The sequence below is a fragment of the Roseburia sp. 1XD42-69 genome, assembly GCF_003612565.1.
Classification (GTDB): domain Bacteria; phylum Bacillota; class Clostridia; order Lachnospirales; family Lachnospiraceae; genus Roseburia_B.
In genome coordinates this window covers 20,283-42,551 of record NZ_RAZG01000016.1, presented here as the reverse complement: position 1 = coordinate 42,551, position 22,269 = coordinate 20,283, and the positions used below count along the sequence as shown (strand labels likewise).

The 22,269-nt window shown below is 46.1% G+C and carries 19 protein-coding genes; 16 read left to right on the top strand and 3 right to left on the bottom strand.

The window, feature by feature from the left end:
• Positions 1-38 precede the first annotated feature (38 nt).
• The 14 genes from D7Y06_RS10110 (at position 39) to D7Y06_RS10050 (ending at position 17,335) form a co-directional block, all read left to right on the top strand.
• Positions 39-1,277 carry a DUF4179 domain-containing protein gene (locus D7Y06_RS10110; RefSeq protein WP_158591343.1) on the top strand — a complete coding sequence of 413 codons (1,239 nt, stop codon included), beginning with the start codon at positions 39-41 and terminating at the stop codon, positions 1,275-1,277.
• A gap of 93 nt (positions 1,278-1,370) precedes the next feature.
• Positions 1,371-4,910, top strand: coding sequence for a pyruvate:ferredoxin (flavodoxin) oxidoreductase (gene nifJ / locus D7Y06_RS10105; RefSeq protein ID WP_120407679.1), 3,540 nt, complete (start codon positions 1,371-1,373; stop codon positions 4,908-4,910).
• A 287-nt stretch (positions 4,911-5,197) separates the two neighbouring features.
• Positions 5,198-5,878: a hypothetical protein gene (locus D7Y06_RS10100; protein ID WP_120407678.1), complete on the top strand. Its 681-nt coding sequence runs from the start codon at positions 5,198-5,200 to the stop codon at positions 5,876-5,878.
• Positions 5,879-6,011: 133 nt separating this feature from the next.
• Complete coding sequence (locus tag D7Y06_RS10095; RefSeq protein ID WP_120407677.1) at positions 6,012-7,661, top strand: putative manganese-dependent inorganic diphosphatase; 1,650 nt, start codon at positions 6,012-6,014, stop codon at positions 7,659-7,661.
• A gap of 17 nt (positions 7,662-7,678) precedes the next feature.
• The gene (locus tag D7Y06_RS10090) at positions 7,679-8,365 is read left to right on the top strand and encodes an adaptor protein MecA (protein ID WP_120407676.1); all 687 of its coding nucleotides are present in this window, start codon (positions 7,679-7,681) and stop codon (positions 8,363-8,365) included.
• Positions 8,366-8,377: 12 nt separating this feature from the next.
• Positions 8,378-8,977, top strand: a complete 600-nt coding sequence (locus D7Y06_RS10085) for a flavin reductase family protein (RefSeq protein ID WP_120407675.1) — start codon at positions 8,378-8,380, stop codon at positions 8,975-8,977.
• Positions 8,978-9,110: 133 nt separating this feature from the next.
• Positions 9,111-9,896 (top strand): DeoR/GlpR family DNA-binding transcription regulator, encoded by a 786-nt coding sequence (locus tag D7Y06_RS10080; protein WP_120407674.1) that lies wholly within the window; start codon positions 9,111-9,113, stop codon positions 9,894-9,896.
• The gene (gene pfkB / locus D7Y06_RS10075) at positions 9,874-10,788 is read left to right on the top strand and encodes a 1-phosphofructokinase (RefSeq protein WP_120407673.1); all 915 of its coding nucleotides are present in this window, start codon (positions 9,874-9,876) and stop codon (positions 10,786-10,788) included. The genes D7Y06_RS10080 and pfkB overlap by 23 nt, the downstream gene beginning before the upstream one ends.
• Before the next feature lie 29 nt (positions 10,789-10,817).
• On the top strand, positions 10,818-12,800 hold the full coding sequence (locus tag D7Y06_RS10070) for a PTS fructose transporter subunit IIABC (RefSeq protein ID WP_120407672.1): 1,983 nt from the start codon (positions 10,818-10,820) through the stop codon (positions 12,798-12,800).
• A gap of 22 nt (positions 12,801-12,822) precedes the next feature.
• Entirely contained in the window at positions 12,823-13,080 is a 258-nt protein-coding gene (locus D7Y06_RS10065; RefSeq protein ID WP_120407671.1) for an HPr family phosphocarrier protein, read from the top strand.
• A 68-nt stretch (positions 13,081-13,148) separates the two neighbouring features.
• On the top strand, positions 13,149-14,777 hold the full coding sequence (gene ptsP, locus D7Y06_RS10060; RefSeq protein ID WP_120407670.1) for a phosphoenolpyruvate--protein phosphotransferase: 1,629 nt from the start codon (positions 13,149-13,151) through the stop codon (positions 14,775-14,777).
• A 191-nt stretch (positions 14,778-14,968) separates the two neighbouring features.
• A complete protein-coding gene (locus D7Y06_RS25940; RefSeq protein ID WP_199714688.1) occupies positions 14,969-15,238 on the top strand; it encodes a hypothetical protein in 270 nt (89 codons plus the stop codon).
• Between the two features lie 18 nt (positions 15,239-15,256).
• Positions 15,257-15,529, top strand: a complete 273-nt coding sequence (locus D7Y06_RS25935) for a PTS sugar transporter subunit IIA (protein WP_158591341.1) — start codon at positions 15,257-15,259, stop codon at positions 15,527-15,529.
• Positions 15,530-15,637: 108 nt separating this feature from the next.
• Positions 15,638-17,335 carry an AAA family ATPase gene (locus tag D7Y06_RS10050; protein ID WP_120407669.1) on the top strand — a complete coding sequence of 566 codons (1,698 nt, stop codon included), beginning with the start codon at positions 15,638-15,640 and terminating at the stop codon, positions 17,333-17,335.
• A 284-nt stretch (positions 17,336-17,619) separates the two neighbouring features.
• Here the strand turns inward: D7Y06_RS10050 and D7Y06_RS10045 are convergent, their stop codons facing one another.
• The 3 genes from D7Y06_RS10045 to D7Y06_RS10035 are packed head-to-tail and all read right to left on the bottom strand — an operon-like array spanning position 17,620 to position 20,217.
• Complete coding sequence (locus tag D7Y06_RS10045; RefSeq protein WP_120407668.1) at positions 17,620-18,135, bottom strand: DUF4364 family protein; 516 nt, start codon at positions 18,133-18,135, stop codon at positions 17,620-17,622.
• Positions 18,096-19,070 (bottom strand): TIGR01212 family radical SAM protein, encoded by a 975-nt coding sequence (locus D7Y06_RS10040; protein ID WP_120407667.1) that lies wholly within the window; start codon positions 19,068-19,070, stop codon positions 18,096-18,098. The genes D7Y06_RS10045 and D7Y06_RS10040 overlap by 40 nt, the downstream gene beginning before the upstream one ends.
• Positions 19,063-20,217, bottom strand: coding sequence for an NAD(P)-dependent malic enzyme (locus D7Y06_RS10035; protein ID WP_120407666.1), 1,155 nt, complete (start codon positions 20,215-20,217; stop codon positions 19,063-19,065). The genes D7Y06_RS10040 and D7Y06_RS10035 overlap by 8 nt, the downstream gene beginning before the upstream one ends.
• Positions 20,218-20,430: 213 nt before the next feature.
• Between D7Y06_RS10035 and rho the strand changes: the two genes are divergently transcribed.
• Positions 20,431-21,846, top strand: a complete 1,416-nt coding sequence (gene rho / locus D7Y06_RS10030) for a transcription termination factor Rho (protein ID WP_120407665.1) — start codon at positions 20,431-20,433, stop codon at positions 21,844-21,846.
• Positions 21,847-21,998: 152 nt separating this feature from the next.
• On the top strand, positions 21,999-22,202 hold the full coding sequence (gene rpmE / locus D7Y06_RS10025) for a 50S ribosomal protein L31 (RefSeq protein WP_120407664.1): 204 nt from the start codon (positions 21,999-22,001) through the stop codon (positions 22,200-22,202).
• Positions 22,203-22,269 lie beyond the last annotated feature (67 nt).

The following is a 22,269-nucleotide window of genomic DNA, read 5'->3' as shown; positions in this document are numbered from 1 at the left end:
AAAAGAGACAACAAACAATTTAGATGCAGGAGGCTTATATGAGAGAATATACAAATCAGGAATACAGGGATGTACTTAGGAATACCAGTTTGAACAGTCCGTTGGTAGATGAGAAGCTGGCGCAGGTTTATGGGAAAATCCGAAGGGAGGAGAAAAAGAAAAAAGGCAGGAGAATGAAAAAAGTTTTTGCCGGAGTTTCCCTTATGGCGGCGTCCTTTGCATTAATGATAGTTTTCTGTGCGGCAAATCCGGCTTTGGCGGCAAAACTTCCTATTATGGGATCGTTTTTTAAAGAGGTGGAGGAGAAGGTATCTTACAAAGGGGACTACAGCAGTCGTTCGGAAAAACTGATTCCGGAAAGCGGAACGGAAGAGGGGACGGAGGAATCTGCAGAGGCGGAGAGTCCCTATGTTCAGACGGACAATGGAGCGACAATTTCGCTGGGAGAAATATACTGCAATGATATGGCGCTTTATATCGGAATTCAGATAAAGACAGAAGAACCCTTATCAAAAGAGTTTATAGAGGAATCCATGGGTCAGTGGGATTATAGCACTATAGGGATTCATTCTACAGCCACAGCAGACGTGGCAGAAAGCGTTGGGCTGGCTTTTTCAGATGGCTTAGGAATGCCGTCACCTTATTTTATAGAGGGCGCCTTTGAAGATGACTGTACATTTACAGGGATTATTCGCATAGATGCATCTGAATTTGTAGAGGATTTAACGCCAGACTATGATGGGGAGATAACAGTAGAAAACTGGGATGAGCATTTCAGGAGAATCGGAATGCCGGATAAATTCCAGTATCAGCTAAGTATTGATAAAATTTTTGACAGTTATACCTGGACAGGGGACTATGACCATCCAGGAGAACATATACAAATCCCGGAATGCATTGAGGGAAACTGGAACTTTACCCTGGATATCAAAAAAGATAATTCTGATTGCATTGTAAAAGAAATCAATGAAAGAGATGAAAATGGATTTGGCATTGCAAAAATCACAAAAACCCCCTATGAAATCCAGGCGGAGGCTATTTTGCCGGAGGGAGAGAGCATGGCGGATTACTTTGTTGCAATCCGTGATGCCCAGGGCAAGCCTTTAGAATCCCAGGGCGGCTATGCAGAGATATACAATATCTATCAGAGGGACGTGTCAAAAGTTACCGTATATATCTGTGATTACGTAACTTATATGGATGAGTGCCAAGCAGAAAACTGGGAAAATCTTCCAGAGAAAGCAGTCTATGCAAAAGAAATCACTTTTGAGGAGTAATTACAGAAAAATCATTACGATACAATAGAAACAATATGTATTCTTTCCATAAAAACGGGAAATCCTATAAAAAAATGAAAAGAGGAATTTGCTATGGAAAGAAAACGAGCAACCATGGACGGCAACCATGCTGCCGCCCATGTGGCATATTTTTACACAGATGTGGCGGCAATTTACCCCATCACCCCATCCTCTGTTATGGCGGAGGTGGCGGAAGCCTGGGCTGTGGAGGGAAGGAAAAATATATTTGGAAATAAGGTGGAGATTTCCGAAATGCAGTCGGAGGCCGGGGCCGCCGGGGCAGTTCACGGCGCCTTAACCGCCGGGGCCCTTTCCTCCACCTTTACAGCCTCCCAGGGGCTTCTTTTAATGATTCCAAACCTATATAAAATTGCAGGGGAGGGGCTGCCGGGAGTTTTCCATGTGGCGGCAAGGACTGTGGCGGCCCACGCCCTCAGCATTTTTGGGGACCATTCGGATATCTATGCCTGCAGGCAGACAGGGGCGGCAATGCTCTGTGAAAGTTCTGTCCAGGAGGTGATGGATTTATCCCCGGTGGCCCACTGTGCGGCCATAGAGGGAAGAATGCCCTTTATCAACTTCTTTGACGGATTCCGCACCTCCCACGAAATCCAGAAAATTTCTGTGTGGGACGAGGCGGATTTAAGGGACTTGTTTCCCAGGGAGGCAGCGGAGGAATTCAGAAAAGCAAGCCCTAACCCGGAGCATCCCTGCCTGATGGGCCAGGCCCAAAACCCTGACACCTATTTCCAGGTGCGGGAGGCGTCCAATGAGCACTACAATAAAATTCCCGCCCTGGTGGAATCCTATATGAAAAAAGTGAACGATAAAATTGGCACCAATTATCATCTGTTTAATTACTATGGAGCAAGTGATGCAAAACATGTGATTATCGCCATGGGCTCCGTGTGCGAAACCATAGAGGAGGCAGTGGACTATCTCATTACGAAAAACGAGAAGGTGGGAATGGTAAAAGTTCACCTGTACCGCCCGTTTTGCAGTGAGGCCCTGGTGAGAGTTCTTCCCAAAGCCACGGAGACAATCTCTGTCTTAGACAGGACGAAAGAGCCGGGGGGAGCAGGGGAGCCTTTGTATCTGGATGTCCTTGCCGCATTAAAACAGCATAATGTGGAGGGGATAAAAGTCTTTCGGGGGCGTTACGGATTAAGCTCCAAAAATACCACCCCAGGTCAGATTCTGGCGGTATTTGAAAATAAAGACAAAAAAGAGTTTACCATTGGTATCCGGGATGATGTGACAAATCTTTCCTTGGAGGAAAAAGAGACCCCCGATAATTTAAATGAAAAAGTTTACAGCTGCAAATTCTGGGGATTGGGGGCAGACGGTACCGTGGGCGCCAATAAAAACTCCGTAAAAATTATCGGAAATCATACGGATCTTTACGCCCAGGCGTATTTTGACTATGATTCCAAAAAATCCGGCGGCCTTACCGTTTCCCATTTAAGGTTCGGGAAACATAAAATCCGTTCCCCTTATCTTGTGGAAAAGGCGGATTTTGTGGCCTGCCATAAGCCTTCTTATCTCTGGACTTACAATATGGTTCAGGATGTGGTTTCCGGGGGAATCTTTCTCTTAAACTGCCCTTGGAAACCGGAGGAAGTGGAGAAACATCTCCCGAAACAGGTAAAGCGTTTTATCTATGAGCACCATATCCAGTTGTATGTCATTGACGGGGTGAAAATCGGACAGGAAACAGGAATGGGAACCACAAGGATAAACACGATTCTTCAGGCGGCATTTTTTAAACTTACAAATATTCTGCCCCAGGATGAAGTGACGAAACTTTTAAAAGAGGCAGTAAAAGCCACCTACGGGAAAAAGGGAGACGAGGTAGTGCAAAAGAATTATGCCGCCATAGACGCAGGTATGGAAGGCGTACAGAAAGTGGAACCCAATGAGGGCTGGGTCAGCGAAGAGAGCGACAATTTGTTTGGGGAAAAAGTGAAAGGGGAAAACGAAGAGCAGGAGGACTATGTAAACAACATCCAGAGGGCAGTCAATGCTTTTGAGGGAAATAAGCTTCCCGTCTCTGTATTTGTGCCTTACGCCGACGGACATGCCCCCTCCGGTACCACGGCCTTTGAGAAGCGGAATGTGGCGGTGACTGTGCCAAACTGGATTCCCGAAAACTGCATTCAGTGCAATATCTGTTCTTACGTGTGCCCCCATTCGGTTATCCGCCCGGCAGTCCTTGACAAAAAGGAGCGGGAAAAGGCACCTTCCGGTATGCGCACTTTAGATATGACCGGGGAAAAGGAATATCAGTTTGCCATAACCGTATCTGTCTTAGACTGTACCGGCTGCGGGAACTGTGCAGCATGCTGCCCTGCAAGGGAAAAGGCCCTGGTGATGGAGCCTGTGGAAGGGCAGTATGGGAAACAGGAATATTTTAACTACGGAAGGACTTTAAGAAAAAAGGAAGATTTGCTGAAAAAGACCAATCCTGCCACTGTGAAGGGAAGCCAGTTCAGACAGCCCCTGTTGGAATTCCACGGGGCCTGCCCGGGATGCGGAGAATCTGCCTATGCAAAACTGGCCACTCAGCTTTTTGGGGACAGGATGTATATTGCCAACGCCACAGGGTGCAGCTCCATCTGGGGCAACTCCTCCCCGGCAACCTCCTATACCATAAATGAAAAAGGCCAGGGGCCTGTGTGGTCAAACTCTTTGTTTGAGGATGCTGCGGAATTTGGAATGGGTATGCTCCTTGCCACCGATACCATTCGGGGCAATTTAAAAGAAGAGGTGCGGAAACTTGCCAGGGAGACAAAGATAGAGTCTTTGCGCCAGGCTGCAGGGGAGTGGATTAGCACCTATGACAACAGCATGGAAAATAAAGAGGCGGCGGAAAAATTAATCGGAGAGCTTCTTATGTGCCAGTGTGAGCAGGGGGAGGCAATTTTAAAGAAAAAAGATTTCCTGGTGAAAAAATCCCAGTGGATATTCGGCGGGGACGGTTTTGCCTACGATATCGGCTTTGGGGGATTAGACCATGTACTGGCCAGCGGAAGAAATATAAATATATTAATATTTGACACGGAGGTTTATTCCAACACCGGAGGACAGGCATCCAAATCCACCCCAAGAGGCGCCATTGCCCAGTTTGCCGCAGGGGGAAAAGAGGGGAAGAAAAAAGACTTAGCCTTAATGGCTATGAGCTACGGGGATGTGTTTGTGGCCCAGGTTGCCATGGGGGCGGACTATAACCAGTGCGTCCGGGCCTTTACCGAGGCGGAAAATTATAACGGGCCCTCCCTGATTTTAGCCTATGCCCCCTGTATCAACCAGGGTATCAAAGCGGGAATGATGTTAGCGGTGCAGGAGGAGAAAAAAGCCGTGGAGACAGGGCATTGGCACCTTTTCCGGTATCAGCCCCCTGTGGGAGCCATAGAGAATCCGGTATTCCATTTAGACAGCAAAAAGCCTTCCGGGGATTATATGGAGTTTTTAAAGGGAGAAGTGCGGTTTAACGCCCTTATGCGGTCAAATCCTGACAGGGCCAGGGAATTGTTTGAAAAATCAGAAAAAGAAGTACAGACGAGGTATGAGAAACTTTCGGAATTAAAGGAAAAATACCCCATGCCAAAGTAATGTAAAATATATGTTATAGCATTGATTAGCACAAATCCTCCGCTTTCCGGGGGATTTGGTGTTTTATGCGCATGCTCATGCAGAGGAAGTGTGCCGCTGATGCGGCCCATGAGCTGCGCGGCGAGCAGGGGAAATTTTCCCCTACTTGATTGTAAAATGGAAATCCGCTCTTTACAAGATTTGGTGATAATGCTACAATAATTGCACAGAAGGTAATATTTTGACAAATTTCGGCAGAAAAACAGAATATCTGCCGCGGGATAAAAAGGGAAAGGATTAGAGAGAACGTGGAAAAAGAAGATTTTTTATTGAGCCAGATAGATGAGTTCAGGGAAAAGGCAAAGCAGCTTCAGAGCCTTCTGGCGACAAAGGAGACAAAAGTACAGGAACTTCAGGAGATTGTGGAGGAGAGAGAGGGGAAAGCAAAGGAACTCTCCGATATGCTGGACGAGAAAAAAGATGCGGCGGATAAAGTTGTAGAAGGGGTAAGAGGCCAGATTGACGGCATGGTAGGCCAGGTGGATTCCAAGATGAGGGATTTAATCGGCCAGGTAGACGCCAAGATGAAAGAACTGAATGAGACTTTTGCCGAGCGCCTTGCAGAGAATGCCTTAAACAGCACGGAACAGCATGAGGAAGTGAAAAAACTCATTGACAGCCAAAATGAGGAAATCAGAAAGATTATCGATGAGCAGAATGAGAAGATTTCAGGAAGTGTATCCGGGATTCAGGAGCCTTTTGACAAGTTAAAAGGGGACTTAAACGACAAGATACATACGGAGAATGTGAAATGTTACCGTAATATCCAGACATTATTTGAGGAATCCGATAAGAAGCTGGATTTGGTGAAGTCTGAAGTATCTGATCTGATGGCTGTAAAAGGGTATCTGAAAGTGGTTTCCGCAGTTGCCATTGTAAACCTGGTGGGAGTCATTGTATTGATTTTGCGCACTTTCGGATTATTTTAGGAACTTTTTTTGGATAATGGAATAGGATAGATAGCAGAACTTAAAATAGGGGTGTCACAAGAGCAGCAGACAAGGCTCTGTGGGGCAGCCCTATTAGTCATAGCGTGGGTGAAAAGTGCCGGAGAGGAACGGGGTGGAGTTGAAACAGGAAAAACAGGTGTGGGTGATTGGGCATAAGAATCCTGACACGGATTCCATCTGTGCAGCGATTGCATATGCGGATTTAAAAAACAAGACAGAAAATGTCCGTTTTGTAGCGAAGCGGGCAGGGAATGTGAATGAGGAAACCAGATATGTTCTGGAAAAGTTTCAGGTGGAGGAGCCGGAGCTTGTGACAGATGTGGGTGCCCAGATTAAGGATATCTCTTTCCGGCAGACTGCAGGGGTAGACGACCACATTTCCCTGAAACGGGCATGGGAGCTGATGAAGACGGAAAATGTGGTTACCCTTCCGGTGACAGGGCAAAATCACAAAATAAAAGGTCTTATCGTTACAAGCGATATTGCCACATCCTACATGGATGTCTATGACAATCATGTTCTTGCTACTGCAAAAACCCAGTATAAGAATATTTTGGAGACCATTGAGGGAAATATTTTATCGGGAAATGAGCATGCTTATTTTGTGAAAGGGAAAGTGGTTGTGTCCACAGGCCCTGACTGGATGGAGATGCATGTGGAGAAGGATGATCTGGTGATTTTGGGAGACACGCTGGAATCCCAGATGAAGGCCATCGAATTGAACGCAAGCTGTATCGTGGTTTGCTGCGGATTTGCCGTGAGCAAAGAAGTGTTGGAAGCGGCAGAAAAAAGGGACTGCGTTGTGATAGGGACGCCCTATGAAACCTTTACGGTGGCCCGGTTAATCAACCAGAGTATGCCCATTAAATATTTTATGACAAAAGACGGCATCATTTCCTTTGATCTGGAAGACTATGTGGATGATGTAAAAGAGATTATGTCCAAGGTCAGGCACAGGGATTTCCCGGTTCTTGACGAGGAGGGGGATTATGCAGGAATGATCTCCCGGAGAAATCTTTTAAATATGCAGAAAAAAAAGGTAATACTGGTAGACCACAATGAAAAAAGCCAGGCGGTGGACGGAATTGACGGTGCGGAGATTTTGGAAATTATTGACCATCACAGGCTGGGAAGCTTAGAGACTATCTCTCCGGTGCTTTTCAGAAACCAGCCCTTGGGATGTACTTCTACCATTATTTTCCAGATGTACCAGGAAAAAGATGTGGAAATTCCAGAAAAAATCGCAGGGCTGCTTTTGGCTGCTATAATATCAGATACCTTGATGTTCCGTTCTCCCACATGTACCTCGGCAGACAGGGCGGCAGCGGAAGAACTGGGGAATATTGCCGGAATTGATATTGAACAGCTTGCAAAGAATATGTTTCAGGCGGGCAGTGATTTTTGCAGGAAAACGCCGGAAGAAATTTTTTATCAGGATTTTAAGAAATTTACAGCAGGAGAATATAATTTTGGAGTGGCGCAGCTTAGCGCTATGAGCAGGGAAGAATTGGAATCTGTCCGGGAGAGATTAAATAATTATATTGCTGTTGCCCTGGACAAAAACGGACTGGATATGATATTCTTGATGCTCACAGATATTATAGAGGAATCCACTATATTGCTTTTTGCCGGAGATCAGGCGGAGGCGATTATCGGGAAAGCTTTTTCCGCCAGCAAAGAGGCGGAGGGGTATTTGCTGAAAGGTGTGGTATCCAGGAAAAAGCAGTTAATACCATCCCTCATGGCAGTCATGCAGGAGTAGGTAAAGGATGTGATGAAATGAAATTTGAAAAAATAGGAGAAGGGGCGCTTCGGTGTACCCTCACACAAGAGGATTTGGCCAGAAACGGAGTGGGGCTTGACGATTTTTTTACCAATACCCCGAATGCCAGAAATTTTCTGGAAAAATTGATTCACATAGCAGAGGAGGAAGTGGGATTCCGTACCTCCGGCAATATGATGTCGATTCAGGCGGCGATTATGTCGGAGGATGAGATAGTCCTCACTTTTACGGAGAGCCAGGTAAACGGCTCAGAAATAATTGAACATCTTCGGAACATGCTGTCAAACAGGCAGGCAGGCATCCAGCAGGAAAAAGAAGATGAACTGGACGTGTTAAAAGAACTGAGCCAGGGGGAGACAAAACAGAAAGAGAGCAGCAGGGACGCAGAAGGATACGTGTATTTGGTGAATTTTGTGTCCTTTGCCCGGGTAAGGGATTTCTGCAGAGTTCTGCCCGGCACGGAGAAAGCCAAAAGCCGTCTTTATTATCTGGATAAGAAAAAGCAGTATTTTCTCTGGGCGGATTTAAACCAGAGCAGCAGACAGTATATTTATGAATTTGTGGCATCTTCCATGGAGTATGCCGATTCTATTGAAAAAGACAGCAGCAGAAGCAATTATTTAGAGGAGCATGGAAAGATAATCTTAAGAAACCATGCCCTGGAGACTTTAGCCCAGTTATAAAGGAAAAATAATATGAAACAGGTATTTAAACCGGGAAATATGCTTTATCCCCTTCCGGCGGTTATGGTAAGCTGCCAAAGACCGGGGGAAAAGCCTAATATTATTACCGTGGCCTGGGCGGGAACCGTGTGTTCCTCCCCGGCTATGGTGTCCATATCCGTAAGAAAGGAGAGGTATTCCTATTCCATACTAAAGGAAACCGGTGAGTTTGTGATAAATCTAGTGACAAAGGAGCTGGTTTTTGCCACAGATTTCTGCGGGGTGCGCTCCGGGAGGGATACGGATAAATTTCAGGCGATGCATCTTACGCCGGAACCTTCTCTAAAAGTGAAAGCCCCCTCTATTGCCGAGAGTCCGGTAAATATAGAGTGTAAAGTGAAAGACATTCTTCCCCTGGGAAGCCATGATATGTTTTTGGCGGAGGTTGTGTCTGTCCAGGTAGATGATAAATATATGGATGCCTCAGGGAAATTTCATTTAAACAGCGCTGGCCTTGCGGCCTACTCCCATGGAGAATATTTTGATTTGGGAAAAAAGCTGGGGAGCTTTGGATTTTCAGTAAAAAAGAAGAGACCTGGGAAACCGGGAAAAAGAAAACGGTCAAAATCGTGATTGATTTTGACCGTTTTTGTTTGTTTTGCACAAAAATGATTTTGAAGTTTTGTGAATGAACATGATTGATTATGAATGTTTTTGATGCTATAATTAGTTCATCAAAGGAAAACAGGAAAGGAGGGGACAAAAAATGCTGGCAGAGGAAAGAATGGCCCGGATTAAAGAAAGGGTCAATGAGCAGGGAAGTGCAACACTTCAGGAACTTATGGAATATCTGGAAACTTCTGAGTCAACGATTCGGAGAGATATTGTCACACTGGATTCCATGGGGGAAGTGATGAAAGTCCACGGCGGAGCCGTATCTGTGAATACTTCCTTTCAGATGAGGGACGACGAGGTAAAAGACAGGCGCGTGGTGCATCTGGAAGAGAAAAGGAAGATTGCAAAATATGCGGCTTCACTGATTAAAAGAGATGATTTTGTATACATAGATGCCGGGACTACAACGGAACTAATTCTTGATTACATTGTGGAAAAAAACGCGATTTATGTGACGAACGCAGTGAACCATGGCCGTGAGCTTTCCCATAAAGGCTTTGAGGTTTATCTTGTGGGAGGAAAGCTGAAAGGCACTACGGAAGCTGTGGTGGGGGCAGGGGCTATAGAATCATTGTCCCTTTACAATTTTACCCTTGGTTTTTGGGGAACAAACGGAATTCATAAAAAGGCGGGATTTACCACGCCGGACAGAGAGGAAGCCGGGGTTAAGCACACGGCATTGTGGCATTGCAAAAAGCCCTATGTTCTGGCAGATTCCTCCAAATTTGATTCCATCAGCCCGGTAAAATTTGCAGAGTTTGAGGATGCCCTGATTATAACAGAGAAAAAAGTAAGAGGATACGAGGAGTGTCCAAATATTATTTTGACGGAAGGTGACGGAAAGGAGATGTGCCATGATTTACACAGTTACGTTTAACCCTGCCATTGATTATGCCATAGGCGTGGAAAACTTAGAGCCCGGAATGACAAACCGTTCCACATTTGAACAGCTTCTGCCCGGGGGAAAAGGCTTAAATGTTTCCACGATTTTAAATCATCTGGGCATGGAAAACACTGCCCTTGGATTTATAGCAGGGTTTACAGGGGCGGAAATTAAAAGGAGCTTTGAAGCCCTGGGGGGAAAAAGCGATTTTATTGAACTAAAAGAGGGGATTTCCCGGATTAATGTAAAAATAAAGTCCAGGGAGGAGACGGAGATAAACGCTGCGGGGCCGGTGATTGGCCAGGAGGCGGTGGAGCAGCTTATGGATAAGCTGAACGGTCTAAAAGACGGGGATATCCTGATATTAGCGGGGAGTATACCAAGCTCCATGTCAGATTCCCTCTACAGCGACATTATGAAAATGCTTGCAGACAGGGACATAATGATTGCTGTGGACGCCACAAAGGAGCTTCTCTTAAATGTATTGCCCTACAAGCCCTTTTTAGTAAAGCCCAATAACCATGAACTGGGAGAAATTTTCGGTGTGACTTTAACGAAACGGGGAGAAGTTGTCCCCTACGGAAAGAAACTCCAGGAAATGGGGGCCAGAAATGTGCTGGTTTCCATGGCGGGGGAAGGGGCGGTTCTAATTGCAGAAAACGGAGAAGTTTTTATGAGCGAAGCCCCTAAAGGGAAAGTGAAAAATTCCGTGGGTGCGGGGGATTCCATGGTGGCAGGGTTTATTGCCGGATGGTGTGAAAAAACAGATTACGCCCATGCATTTAAAATGGGGCTTTCGGCTGGAAGCGCCAGTGCATTTTCAGAACTTCTTGCAACCAAGGAAGAGATAGAGCAGGTATATCAATCATTTGAGTTGTTAAAATAGTTAGACTGCATATAGGAGGAGAGAAATTTATGAAGATTACAGACTTACTTGACCGCCGGGCCATTGATATTAACGGCAAAGCATCATCCAAAGAAGAAGCCATTGACAAAATGGTGGAACTTATGTGTAAAAGCGGCAAGATAAAAGACAGGGAATCATACAAAAACAAGGTGCTTGCCAGAGAGGAGGAAGGCTCCACAGGCATGGGGGAGGGGATTGCCATTCCCCACGGAAAATGCGATGCGGTGACAGCGCCGGGGCTGGCGGCTATGGTTTTAAAGGACGGCGTGGATTTTGACTCCATGGACGGGGAGCCCGCCCATCTGATTTTCCTTATCGCAGCCCCAAATACAGAGGATAACGTACATCTGGATGTTTTGGGAAAGCTTTCCGTAATGATGATGGATGAGGAGTTTTCTGACAGCCTGAAAAATGCAGGCTCCGTGGACGAGTTTCTGAAAATTATCGACGACGCCGACGAGGAGAGTAAAGGAATCGATTCCTACGGCGCAGTGGTGTCAGACGCTAAGTGCAGTATTCTTGCGGTCACTGCATGTCCCACGGGAATCGCCCACACCTATATGGCTGCGGAGGCATTGGAGAAGGCGGCAGTTGCCAATAACTGCTCCATAAAGGTGGAGACAAGGGGCTCCGGCGGGGCAAAAAACGTGATTACCCCGGAGGAAATCAAAGAAGCGGACTGTGTGATTATCGCCTGTGATGTGAATGTTCCCCTGGAGCGCTTTGCGGGGAAAAAACTGATAAAAGTCCAGGTGTCAGACGGAATTAGCAAGGCGGATGCCCTGGTGAAGCGGGCCATGGCGGGAGATGCCCCCATTTTCTCTGCTGACGGGGCAGGAAGTGAAGAGGATGCGCCGGCAGGAAGCGAAGGGCTGGGCCATTCCCTCTACAAGCATTTGATGAACGGTGTCTCCCACATGCTGCCCTTTGTCATCGGAGGAGGAATCCTTATCGCTCTTGCATTTTTGCTGGATGATTTCAGCATTAACCCCGGGAATTTTGGAAAAAATCTTCCCATTGCCGCATTTTTTAAAACCATCGGTGAGGCGGCATTTGGCTTGATGCTTCCGGTGCTGGCAGGATATATCGCCTACAGCATTGCAGACCGTCCGGGACTTGCGGCTGGTTTTGTGGGAGGAATTTTAGCGGCAAACGGAAATGCCCTTTTAAGCTGGGTGGATGAAGGCGGCCAGTCTTTAACCTACACTGGGCTGAACGGATTTATTCAAAATACGGTGTTCGGTTCCCAGGGAAATACGGTTTCCGGATTTTTAGGGGCTTTGGTGGCAGGCTTTGCAGCGGGATACATCATGGTATTTTTAAGAAAAGCCTTTGATAAGCTTCCCCAGAGTTTAGACGGAATCAAACCTACGCTTTTGTACCCGGTACTTGGGGTGTTTCTAATGGGGACATTGATGCTTCTGGTATTTAACCCCTTAATCGGGATTGTAAATTCTTCCCTGGCGGATTTGTTAAATGCCATGGGCAGCAGTTCCAAAGTGGTGCTTGGCATTGTCCTTGGGGCAATGATGGCTATCGATATGGGAGGCCCTATCAATAAAGCTGCTTATGTTTTCGGAACCATGGCGATTGCAAACGGCAATTACGATATTATGGCGGCAGTTATGATTGGAGGAATGGTTCCCCCTATCGGAATCGCCCTTGCCACTACATTTTTTAAAAATCGCTTTAACGAGGCGGAGAAAAATTCAGGACTTACCAACTACGTGATGGGCTTATGCTTTATCACGGAAGGGGCAATCCCCTTTGCGGCGGCAGACCCGGCTCATGTAATTCCGGCGACGGCAGCGGGGGCAGCCATATCCGGCGCACTGTCCATGTTATTTGGATGTACCCTTATGGCGCCCCATGGCGGAATCTTCGTATTTGCGGTGGTGGGGAACTGGCCCATGTACCTTTTAGCTCTGGCAGCAGGCTCTGTTGTCACCATGTTTTTACTGGCAGTATTAAAGAAACCAATTACAAAATAAAAAATCTTAGGAGGATATGAAAATGAAAGAATTCAAGTATGTCATCACAGACCCAGAAGGAATCCATGCAAGACCGGCAGGAGAGTTTGTAAAGGCGGCAGCGTCTTTTGCATCTGATGTGAAAATTACGAAAGACGGAAAAACGGTAAGCGCAAAGAAAATTTTTGGTGTCATGGGCCTTGCGGTAAAAAAAGGACAGGAAATCACCGTTACGGTGGAAGGGGAAGATGAGGAGGCTGCTGCAGCAAAACTGGAGGAATTTTTAAAGGCAAATCTGTAAAACTGCAAAAGTCCGTTTGTAGGCCCGCCTGGTAAGAACCGGGCGGGCAAAAATAAGGAGGGTTTAGAATGGAGAAGTATAGCGGCAAAAGTGTCTATGGCGGAATTGCAATTGGGAAAATACACCTTATGACAAAAAGGGAACAGAGCATTGTCAGACGAAAAATTGAAGATACGGATAAGGAAATCAAGCGTTTTGAGGAGGCCAAAGAGACGGCTAAAAACCAGCTTGCCCAGTTATATGAGAAAGCAAAAGTGGAAGTGGGGGAGGCAAACGCCGCCATATTTGAAATCCATCAGATGATGCTTGATGACGGGGATTATGTGGATTCCATTGAAAATATTATCACAAAACAAAGCGTCAATGCGGAATACGCCGTAGGCATCACCGCAGACAATTTTGCGGAAATGTTTTCCTCTATGGATGACGCCTATATGAAAGAGCGGGCGGCTGACGTTAAGGATATTTCCGAGCGGGTGGTAAGAATCCTTTCCGATGCGGAAGGGACAAAAGATGTTTCCCAGGAGCCTTCCATTATCCTTGCAGATGACTTGGCCCCCAGCGAAACGGTACAGCTTGACAAAAACATGGTGCTTTCCTTTGTCACAGTCCACGGTTCCACCAATTCCCACACGGCAATCCTTGCCCGCACCATGAACATCCCGGCCCTTATTGGGGTAAATATTGAACTTTCTCCGGAATTGGAGGGGAAAATGGCTGTTGTGGACGGCTTTGCCGGGGTTATCTATGTGGAGCCGGATGAAAAGACCCTGGCGGATTTAAAGAAAGCCAAGGATGAGGAACTGGAAAAACAGAGACTTCTCTTGGAACTTAAGGGACAGGAAAATATTACAAAAGACGGGAAAACCGTTCTTGTGTATGCAAATATCGGCAACGTAAAGGATTTGGCCTATGTCCTTGCCAATGATGCCGGGGGCATCGGGCTTTTCCGAAGTGAGTTTGTTTACTTGGAGAGCAGTACATATCCCACAGAGGAAGAGCAGTTTATGATTTATAAAAAAGCTGCGGAAACCATGGCGGGAAAACGTGTGATTATAAGGACTTTAGATATCGGAGCGGATAAGCAGGCGGATTATTTTGACCTGGACAAAGAGGAAAATCCCGCTATGGGGCTTCGGGCAATCAGAATCTGCCTGCAAAGGCCGGATATCTTTAAGACCCAGCTAAGGGCCATATACCGGGCCTCGGAGTTTGGAAAGCTTGCCATTATGTACCCCATGATAACTTCTCTTGAGGAGGTAAAAAGGATAAAAGAAATATCAGCGGAAGTGAGGGCGGAGCTGAAAAAAGAAAATATAAACTATAATGACATAGAAGAGGGGATTATGATAGAAACCCCTGCCGCTGTGATGATAAGCGATTTGCTGGCAAAAGAAGTTGACTTTTTCAGCATCGGGACAAATGACCTCTCCCAGTATACCATGGCCATAGACCGGCAGAATCCCAAACTTGATTCCTTTTTTAACCCCCACCACGAGGCGGTGCTGCGGATGATTGACCTGGTGTGCCAAAATGCCCATAAGGAAAATATCTGGGTGGGCATCTGCGGGGAACTGGGGGCGGATCTTAAACTTACAGAGCGTTTTCTTAAGATGGGGGTGGATGAGCTCTCTGTCTCTCCCTCCTATGTGCTTCCTTTGCGGAATAAAATCAGAAGTCTGGATTTAAGTAAATAGATTTTTATGAAAAGGCTGCGGCGAAGAGCTGCAGTCTTTTTTATGTGCAGGGGCGCATAGATGAATTTGCTGCTTACGGAGCGTGCGCCCCGCACGGCGGGTAGGGAAAGATAAATCTTCCCTACTCGATAAAATTGTTGAAACAACAACTAAACAAAACAAAAGCAGTGAGACTTCACGGAGCAAATGATTTGAGGGTGGATGAGTATGAATTGCCGGAAATCAAGGAGGATGAAAGCGGAGTCAAAAGGCGAAGTAAAAGAAATTTTCTGGCTGACCCTTCCCTAGATGCACTGTATGAGGAATTGTGCAAAACCTCAGAGCCGGAAAATGCGGAGGCAGAGAAACAGGAGGCAAAAGAAGAAATAAAAGAAACGGAAGAAACTTTGGAAAACAGGGTGATAGATGAAAAGGGAGTTGGGTTAAACCAGACATCTGTTTCCAAAGAAGACGCAATATAGGCAGCAGGGGCTTTGCTGGTGAAACAGGGATGTGTAAAAGATGCCTATGCGGATGCCATGGTGGAGCGGGAGAAGCTGGTGACCACTTATATGAGCATGGGGATTGCAATCCCCCACGGAACTTCAGAGGCTAAGGGCTGCGTGAAAAAGACAGGAATTGTTCTGGTACAGTATCCCCAGGGAATTGATTTCGGAGGGGAGATGGCCCAGTTGATTTTCGGAATTGCAGGAATCGGAGATGAACACCTGGTTTACATATATGTAAAGAAATGCTATAATGCAGATAGTTGATTATGAGACGGCTGTCTGCATTATTTCTATGTTTACCGCTCATGTAATAAAAGACAGGTTTTGCATATATTGGCAGTTAATTTATGAGAATAAAACAGGAGGAACGGGATGAGACAGACAATCGGAATCGGAATCCAGGATTTTGAAAAAATAAGGATGAGAAATATTTTTTATGTGGATAAAACAGATTTTATCCGGGAATGGTGGGAGAGCAATGATGATGTGACGTTGATCACCCGTCCCAGACGCTTTGGAAAAACTTTAAATATGAGTATGACGGAACAGTTTTTTTCATTGGAGTATAAAGGGCGTTCGGATTTGTTTGAGGGGCTTTCCATTTGGGAAAAGGAGGAATACCGGAAACTTCAGGGGACGTACCCGGTTATCAGCCTCTCTTTTGCCGGGATAAAAGAGAATATGTACTCCAAAACCTATGAACATATCTGCCAGGTATTATCTAAACTTTTTAATCGATTTGATTATATAAAGATAAGTAAAAAGCTGACAGAGGGAGAGCGGGGATTTTTTGAACAGATAGAATCGGGAAGTATCCGGGAAACAGAGGCGGCTGTGGCACTGCACAATCTGTCAGATTATCTATCCCGCTATTACGGGAAAAAAGTGATTATCCTATTAGACGAATACGATACCCCAATGCAGGAAGCCTATGTGTATGGTTACTGGGAGGAACTGGTCTCTTTCACCAGAAGCCTGTTTAATTCCACATTTAAAACAAACCCTTACATGGAAAGGGGGCTTATGACGGGGATCACCAGGGTGAGCCGGGAATCCATGTTTTCTGACTTAAATAACCTGAAAGTCGTTACTACAACTACAAATAAATATACCGATGCCTTTGGCTTTACGGAGGAGGAAGTTTTTGAAAGACTGGATGAATACGGCATGTCAGAGGAAAAGGAAAGAGTAAAGTTTTGGTATGATGGTTTTACATTTGGGAAACGGAGAGACATCTATAATCCCTGGTCGATTATAAATTTATTGGATACAGGGGAGTTTGATACCTACTGGGCCAACACCAGCTCTAACAGCCTTGCGGGGAAATTAATCCGTGAGGGGAGCCCGGAGGTAAAGAGGGTTTTTGAAAACATTATGGCCGGGGGGACCTTTAAAACCCAGATAGATGAGCAGATTGTATATAATCAGCTGGATATGGATGAGTCTGCCATCTTTAGTCTGCTCCTTGCCAGCGGATACTTAAAAGTACAGAGCTTAAAAACAGGGGAAGATGCATATGGGGAATGGGAGGAAACCTATGAGCTTGCCATAACAAATTATGAGACGTTGCGTATGTTCCGGGGGATGATAGCAGGCTGGTTTAGAAATTATACCCCCTCTTATAATGATTTTATCAAAGCGCTTTTAGTAGATGATATTAAGGCCATGAACCATTACATGAATAAAGTTACCCTTGCCACCTTCAGCAGTTTTGATGCCGGGAACAAGCCGTCGGAGACAACAGAGCCGGAGCGTTTTTATCATGGGTTTGTCCTTGGGCTTATGGTGGATCTGACAAATAGATATGCAATTACATCAAACAGGGAAAGCGGGTTCGGTCGGTATGATGTGATGCTGAAACCGAAAAAGGATATGGATGATGCTATCATCATAGAATTTAAAGTCCATGATGCAGAAGAGGAGAAAACCCTGGGGGAGACGGTTCAGGCAGCGCTTCTGCAGATAGAAGAGAAATGCTATGCAGCCTCCCTTATAGCAGAGGGAATAGAGCCGGATAGGATAAGAAAATACGGATTTGCCTTTGAGGGCAAAAAAGTGTTGATTGGTTAGGATGCAGCCGCTTATAACATATAAAAAATGTTGTAAGCGGTTATTTTTTTTGGAATGTATTCTGTACTAAGTGCATCAGCATAAAATAAATGACGTGAAAGTGTACAGACTCCCGGGGGATAGCAACGGTATTGTGTACTTATACGATACGGCAGTCTACACCCTATGGTATGAAACCCCTATGACGTAATTGAAATGGGGGAGAACAATTCGTCTTTATTCCCGGGAGCAATATTTTATTTATATTATACTTATGCCATGTACTGAAGTCAATCAGCTGCATTTTAACAGATTAAAGTGTCCGCCAGGTAAGCGTACACATCCATATAGTTTTTCTGCCAGTTTCTGCAGATGGCTTGTGCCTGGGTCACATCGGTTACGTGGATAGTGATATCCAGGACGGAGATGTCATTTTCCTTTAGCTGGCAGCGCACACCAAAACCGTTGGGTGTAGCTTTATAGTAATTGGAAAAAACGGAATTTTCATTTTTATACTTTATTTTATTTTCCTGAAAGAAGTTTTTAAGGTCTTCTAAAATATCTTTGTTTAACTTGTCGGAGAGGATTTTTAAAGTCTCTCTCCCAGCTCCGGTGATGGAGTAGCGGGTGCTGTTGTGGGTGTTTTCTTTCCGAATCAGCTCAGATTCCAAAAGCCCGCTTAAAATCTGCTGTACGGTAAAATAGTCCGTGTAGTCTTTCTCCAGAAAAAAATTGGAGATTTGTGTGCTGGAAAGGGGAAAATCCACTTTATCCAGCATGGCTAATATGGTAATTCTGTAGATTGTATTTGGCTCTGCCATATGATTCCTCCTTTTCCCTGATAACTGTCTGTTTCCTTAAGCGTCTTGTGAATGGTGTTTAAGACACGTTTTTTATCAGCACTCCAAAGAGGTGCAAGTAAAAGATTTTTCGGCCCGTCCCCGGTAAGCCTGTGGATGGTGATGTTTTCCGGGAGAATCCGGATGCACTCTGTTAAAAGCCCGGCATACTCCGAAAGCCCGGGGAGGGCGAAAGGGCGGGCTTTGTATTGTGCTGCCAAATCCGTATGCTTTAAAATGTGGAGGAGATGGAGTTTTATCCCAAATACGGGCAGGTGTCCCACGTAGTCCACAGTGTCAAGCATCATGTCTCTGGTTTCACCGGGAAAACCCAAGATAACATGGGCAACCACCGGAATTTTCCGCTTTTTTAGATTTATCACCGAGGGGTGGAAATCTTTCAGGGAAAATCCCCTGCGAATCCAGCTTGCGGTGGAAGGGTGGATGGTCTGTAAGCCAAGCTCAATCCATACGGGTTTTATGCGGCTTATCCTGGATAAAAGTTCCAAAACCTCCTCACCCAGGCAGTCCGGCCTGGTGGCAATGGATAGAATCAGGATATCCGGGTGAGCGGCGGCTTCCATAAAAATTTTTTCCAGATAGGGAACCGGGGCGTAAGTGTTGGTGTATGCCTGAAAATATGCGATAAACTTCCTTGCGGAAGTCTTATTGGCAATTCTTTCTTTTGCATCTTCAATCTGTTCCGTAATGGATTTGGCGGGGGAGGGGGCAAAATCCCCGGAGCCCCCCTGGCTGCAGAAAATACACCCCCTGTTTCCCAGGGTGCCGTCCCGGTTGGGGCAGGTCATGCCGCCGTTTAAGGACAGGCGGTAGACTTTTTCCCCATAGGTCTGTTTTAAGTAATAGTCCAGGGAATAGTAAGGTTTATCTCCCCAGAGTTTCCTTGTGTCAGTCATGGATGTGGGCTTTCACAGCTTCGCTTACCACCTGGGCAACTCTTGGGTCAAAGGCCTCAGGCATAATAAAATCTTCATTTAATTCTTCATCCCTTACCAGTCCCGCAATGGCTTTTGCGGCAGCCAATTTCATGGCCTCTGTAATTTGTCCGGCCCGGCCCTCCAAAGCCCCTTTAAAGATGCCCGGGAAAGCCACCACATTATTTACCTGGTTTGGAAAATCGCTGCGCCCCGTTCCCACAACTTTTGCCCCGGCAGCTTTTGCCATATCCGGCATGATTTCCGGCACAGGGTTTGCCATGGCAAAGAGGATAGCATCTTTATTCATGGAAGATACCATTTCCGGGGTGACGATGCCGGGAGCGGAGACGCCCACAAAAATGTCTGCGCCTTTTAATGCATCTCCTAGTGTGCCTTTTGCCCCGGAAAGGTTGGTCACTTCTGTCATTTTCTGCTGCATCCAGTTTAAGTTGGGGTAATCTTTGCCGATAATGCCCTCCTTGTCGCACATGGTCACGTTAGGAAAACCGTAGGATAAAAGCAGTTTTGTTATGGCCACCCCCGCAGAGCCGGCCCCGTTTACAACCACCCTGCAGTCCTCTTTTTTCTTTCCTGTGACTTTTAAGGCGTTGATGATTCCCGCAAGCACCACAATGGCGGTGCCGTGCTGGTCGTCGTGGAATACAGGGATGTTAAGCATCTCTTTTAAACGCTCCTCAATTTCAAAACACCTGGGGGCGGAGATATCTTCTAAGTTGATGCCTCCAAAGGCCGGGGCAATATTTTTCACGGATTTTATAATCTCTTCCGTATCCTGGGTGTCAAGGCAGATGGGGACAGCGTTTACATTGCCGAATTCCTTAAACAGCACACACTTTCCCTCCATAACCGGCATAGCGGCATAGGGGCCGATATTTCCAAGGCCAAGTACTGCGCTTCCGTCGGATACTACAGCAACCGTGTTGGCTTTCATGGTGTAGGCGTATGCCTGCTCCTTGTCTATTGCAATGACTTTGCAGGGCTCCGCCACTCCTGGGGTGTAGGCGATGGAGAGGGCATCCCTGTCCTTCACCGGTGATTTTGAAACTGTCTCTAATTTTCCATTCCATTCTTTATGGGCGATTAACGCTCTTTCTCCGTAATCCATAGTAAAAAGCTCCTTTTCATCATACTGTTACCATCATAGCATTATGAAAAACATAATTCAAGAAAAAGGACTTTCAATTTTGGGAAAGATATTGTATAATGGAAAAATCATTGGAAGTAGTGGTCGTTGTCATTTCAGACAGATATCCCATGGTAGCATTCAGGAACCTGAACTTCAAAATAATAGGGACAGTTCCTTAGTAGGAGAGTAAGTATGAGAGAAAAGTATGAAAGTTTATCCGTAACGGTTCTGCGTGAGCTGGCCAAGGCCAGGGGCCTTAAGAATTTATCCGGCCTGAAAAAAAGCGAGCTGGTGGAGCGGATGGTGAAAGAAGACGAGAGAGAGGCAAAAGAAAACCCGGAGGCCAAAGGAGGGGAAGATGCCCAGGAGAAGCCGGAAAAGTCCCAGGAAAAGCCGGAGCAAAGAGGGGAAGAAAGGCCGGAGAGAGAGCCTGATAAGGGCAGGGAGGACAGAGGTTCCCAGCAGGATAAGGAAGAATTGGACAGCGGGATTACAGCAAACGGAATTTTGGAAGTGATGCCGGACGGGTACGGGTTTATCCGAAGCGAAAATTACCTGCCGGGGGATAAGGATGTGTATGTGTCCCCCTCCCAGATCCGCAGGTTTAATTTAAAAACCGGGGATATCGTCTGCGGCAATACCAGAATCAAAACCCAGCAGGAAAAGTTCAGCGCACTTTTGTATGTGTCCACCATAAACGGTTTTCCCCCAATCGTGGCACAGCAGAGACAGAATTTTGAGGACATGACCCCGATTTTCCCAAATGAGAGAATCCGCTTAGAGCAGCCGGGGAAATCTTCTGTGGCTATGCGCATTGTGGATTTGGTATCCCCCATTGGAAAGGGGCAGAGGGGCATGATTGTCTCCCAGCCCAAAGCGGGAAAGACAACCCTGTTAAAGCAGATTGCAAAATCTGTCTCCACCCAGAATCCCAATATGCACCTGATTATCCTTCTCATTGACGAGCGCCCGGAGGAGGTTACGGACATTAAGGAGGCTATTGAAGGAAAAAATGTGGAGGTTATCTATTCTACCTTTGACGAGCTTCCGGAACACCACAAACGTGTGTCGGAGATGGTGATTGAGCGGGCAAAGCGCCTGGTGGAACATCACAAGGAGGTTATGATACTTTTGGACAGCATTACCAGGCTGGCACGGGCGTACAACCTAACCGTTCCCCCCAGCGGAAGAACTTTGTCCGGGGGACTTGACCCTGCAGCCCTTCATATGCCAAAGCGTTTCTTCGGGGCGGCCCGGAATATGCGGGAGGGGGGCAGCCTTACCATATTGGCATCGGCGCTGGTGGACACGGGAAGTAAGATGGATGATGTGGTATACGAGGAATTTAAGGGAACCGGTAATATGGAGCTTGTCTTAGACAGAAAACTGTCGGAAAAGCGTGTGTTCCCTGCCATTGACATTGTAAAATCCGGCACAAGGCGGGAAGATCTGCTGTTGGAGCGGGAGGAGCAGGAGGCTGTGGATATTATGCGCAAAGCCTTTAACGGTTCCAAATCCGATGATGCGGTGGAGACGGTTTTAAATATGTTTGCAAGGACAAAGAGCAACCGTGAGTATATCCAAATGGTGAAAAAAACCAGGCTGTAGGCAAATTTTAGAAAAAACTTGCATTCTTTCATTGGCTGTGCTATACTAAAAAAGCTGTTTATCGGGATGTAAATAGGCAAGTAATGAAATCGTGTCTGTCTGCTTTGCAGGCGGAAAGCAGAAAGATTATAAATATGTGAGGTGAAAAACATATGAGAGAAGGAATCCATCCAGATTACCATCAGGCAACTGTTACATGTAACTGCGGCAATACTTTTGTTACAGGTTCAACAAAAAAGGATATCCACGTTGAAATCTGTTCCAAATGCCATCCGTTCTATACAGGACAGCAGAAAGCTGCTCAGGCCCGGGGACGTATTGATAAGTTCAACAGGAAATATGGCATGAATAAGTAAATATACAACAGTGCATGACAAGGTTGAGGTTAATGTAATCTCAACCTTTTTTGCCATACAGATATTG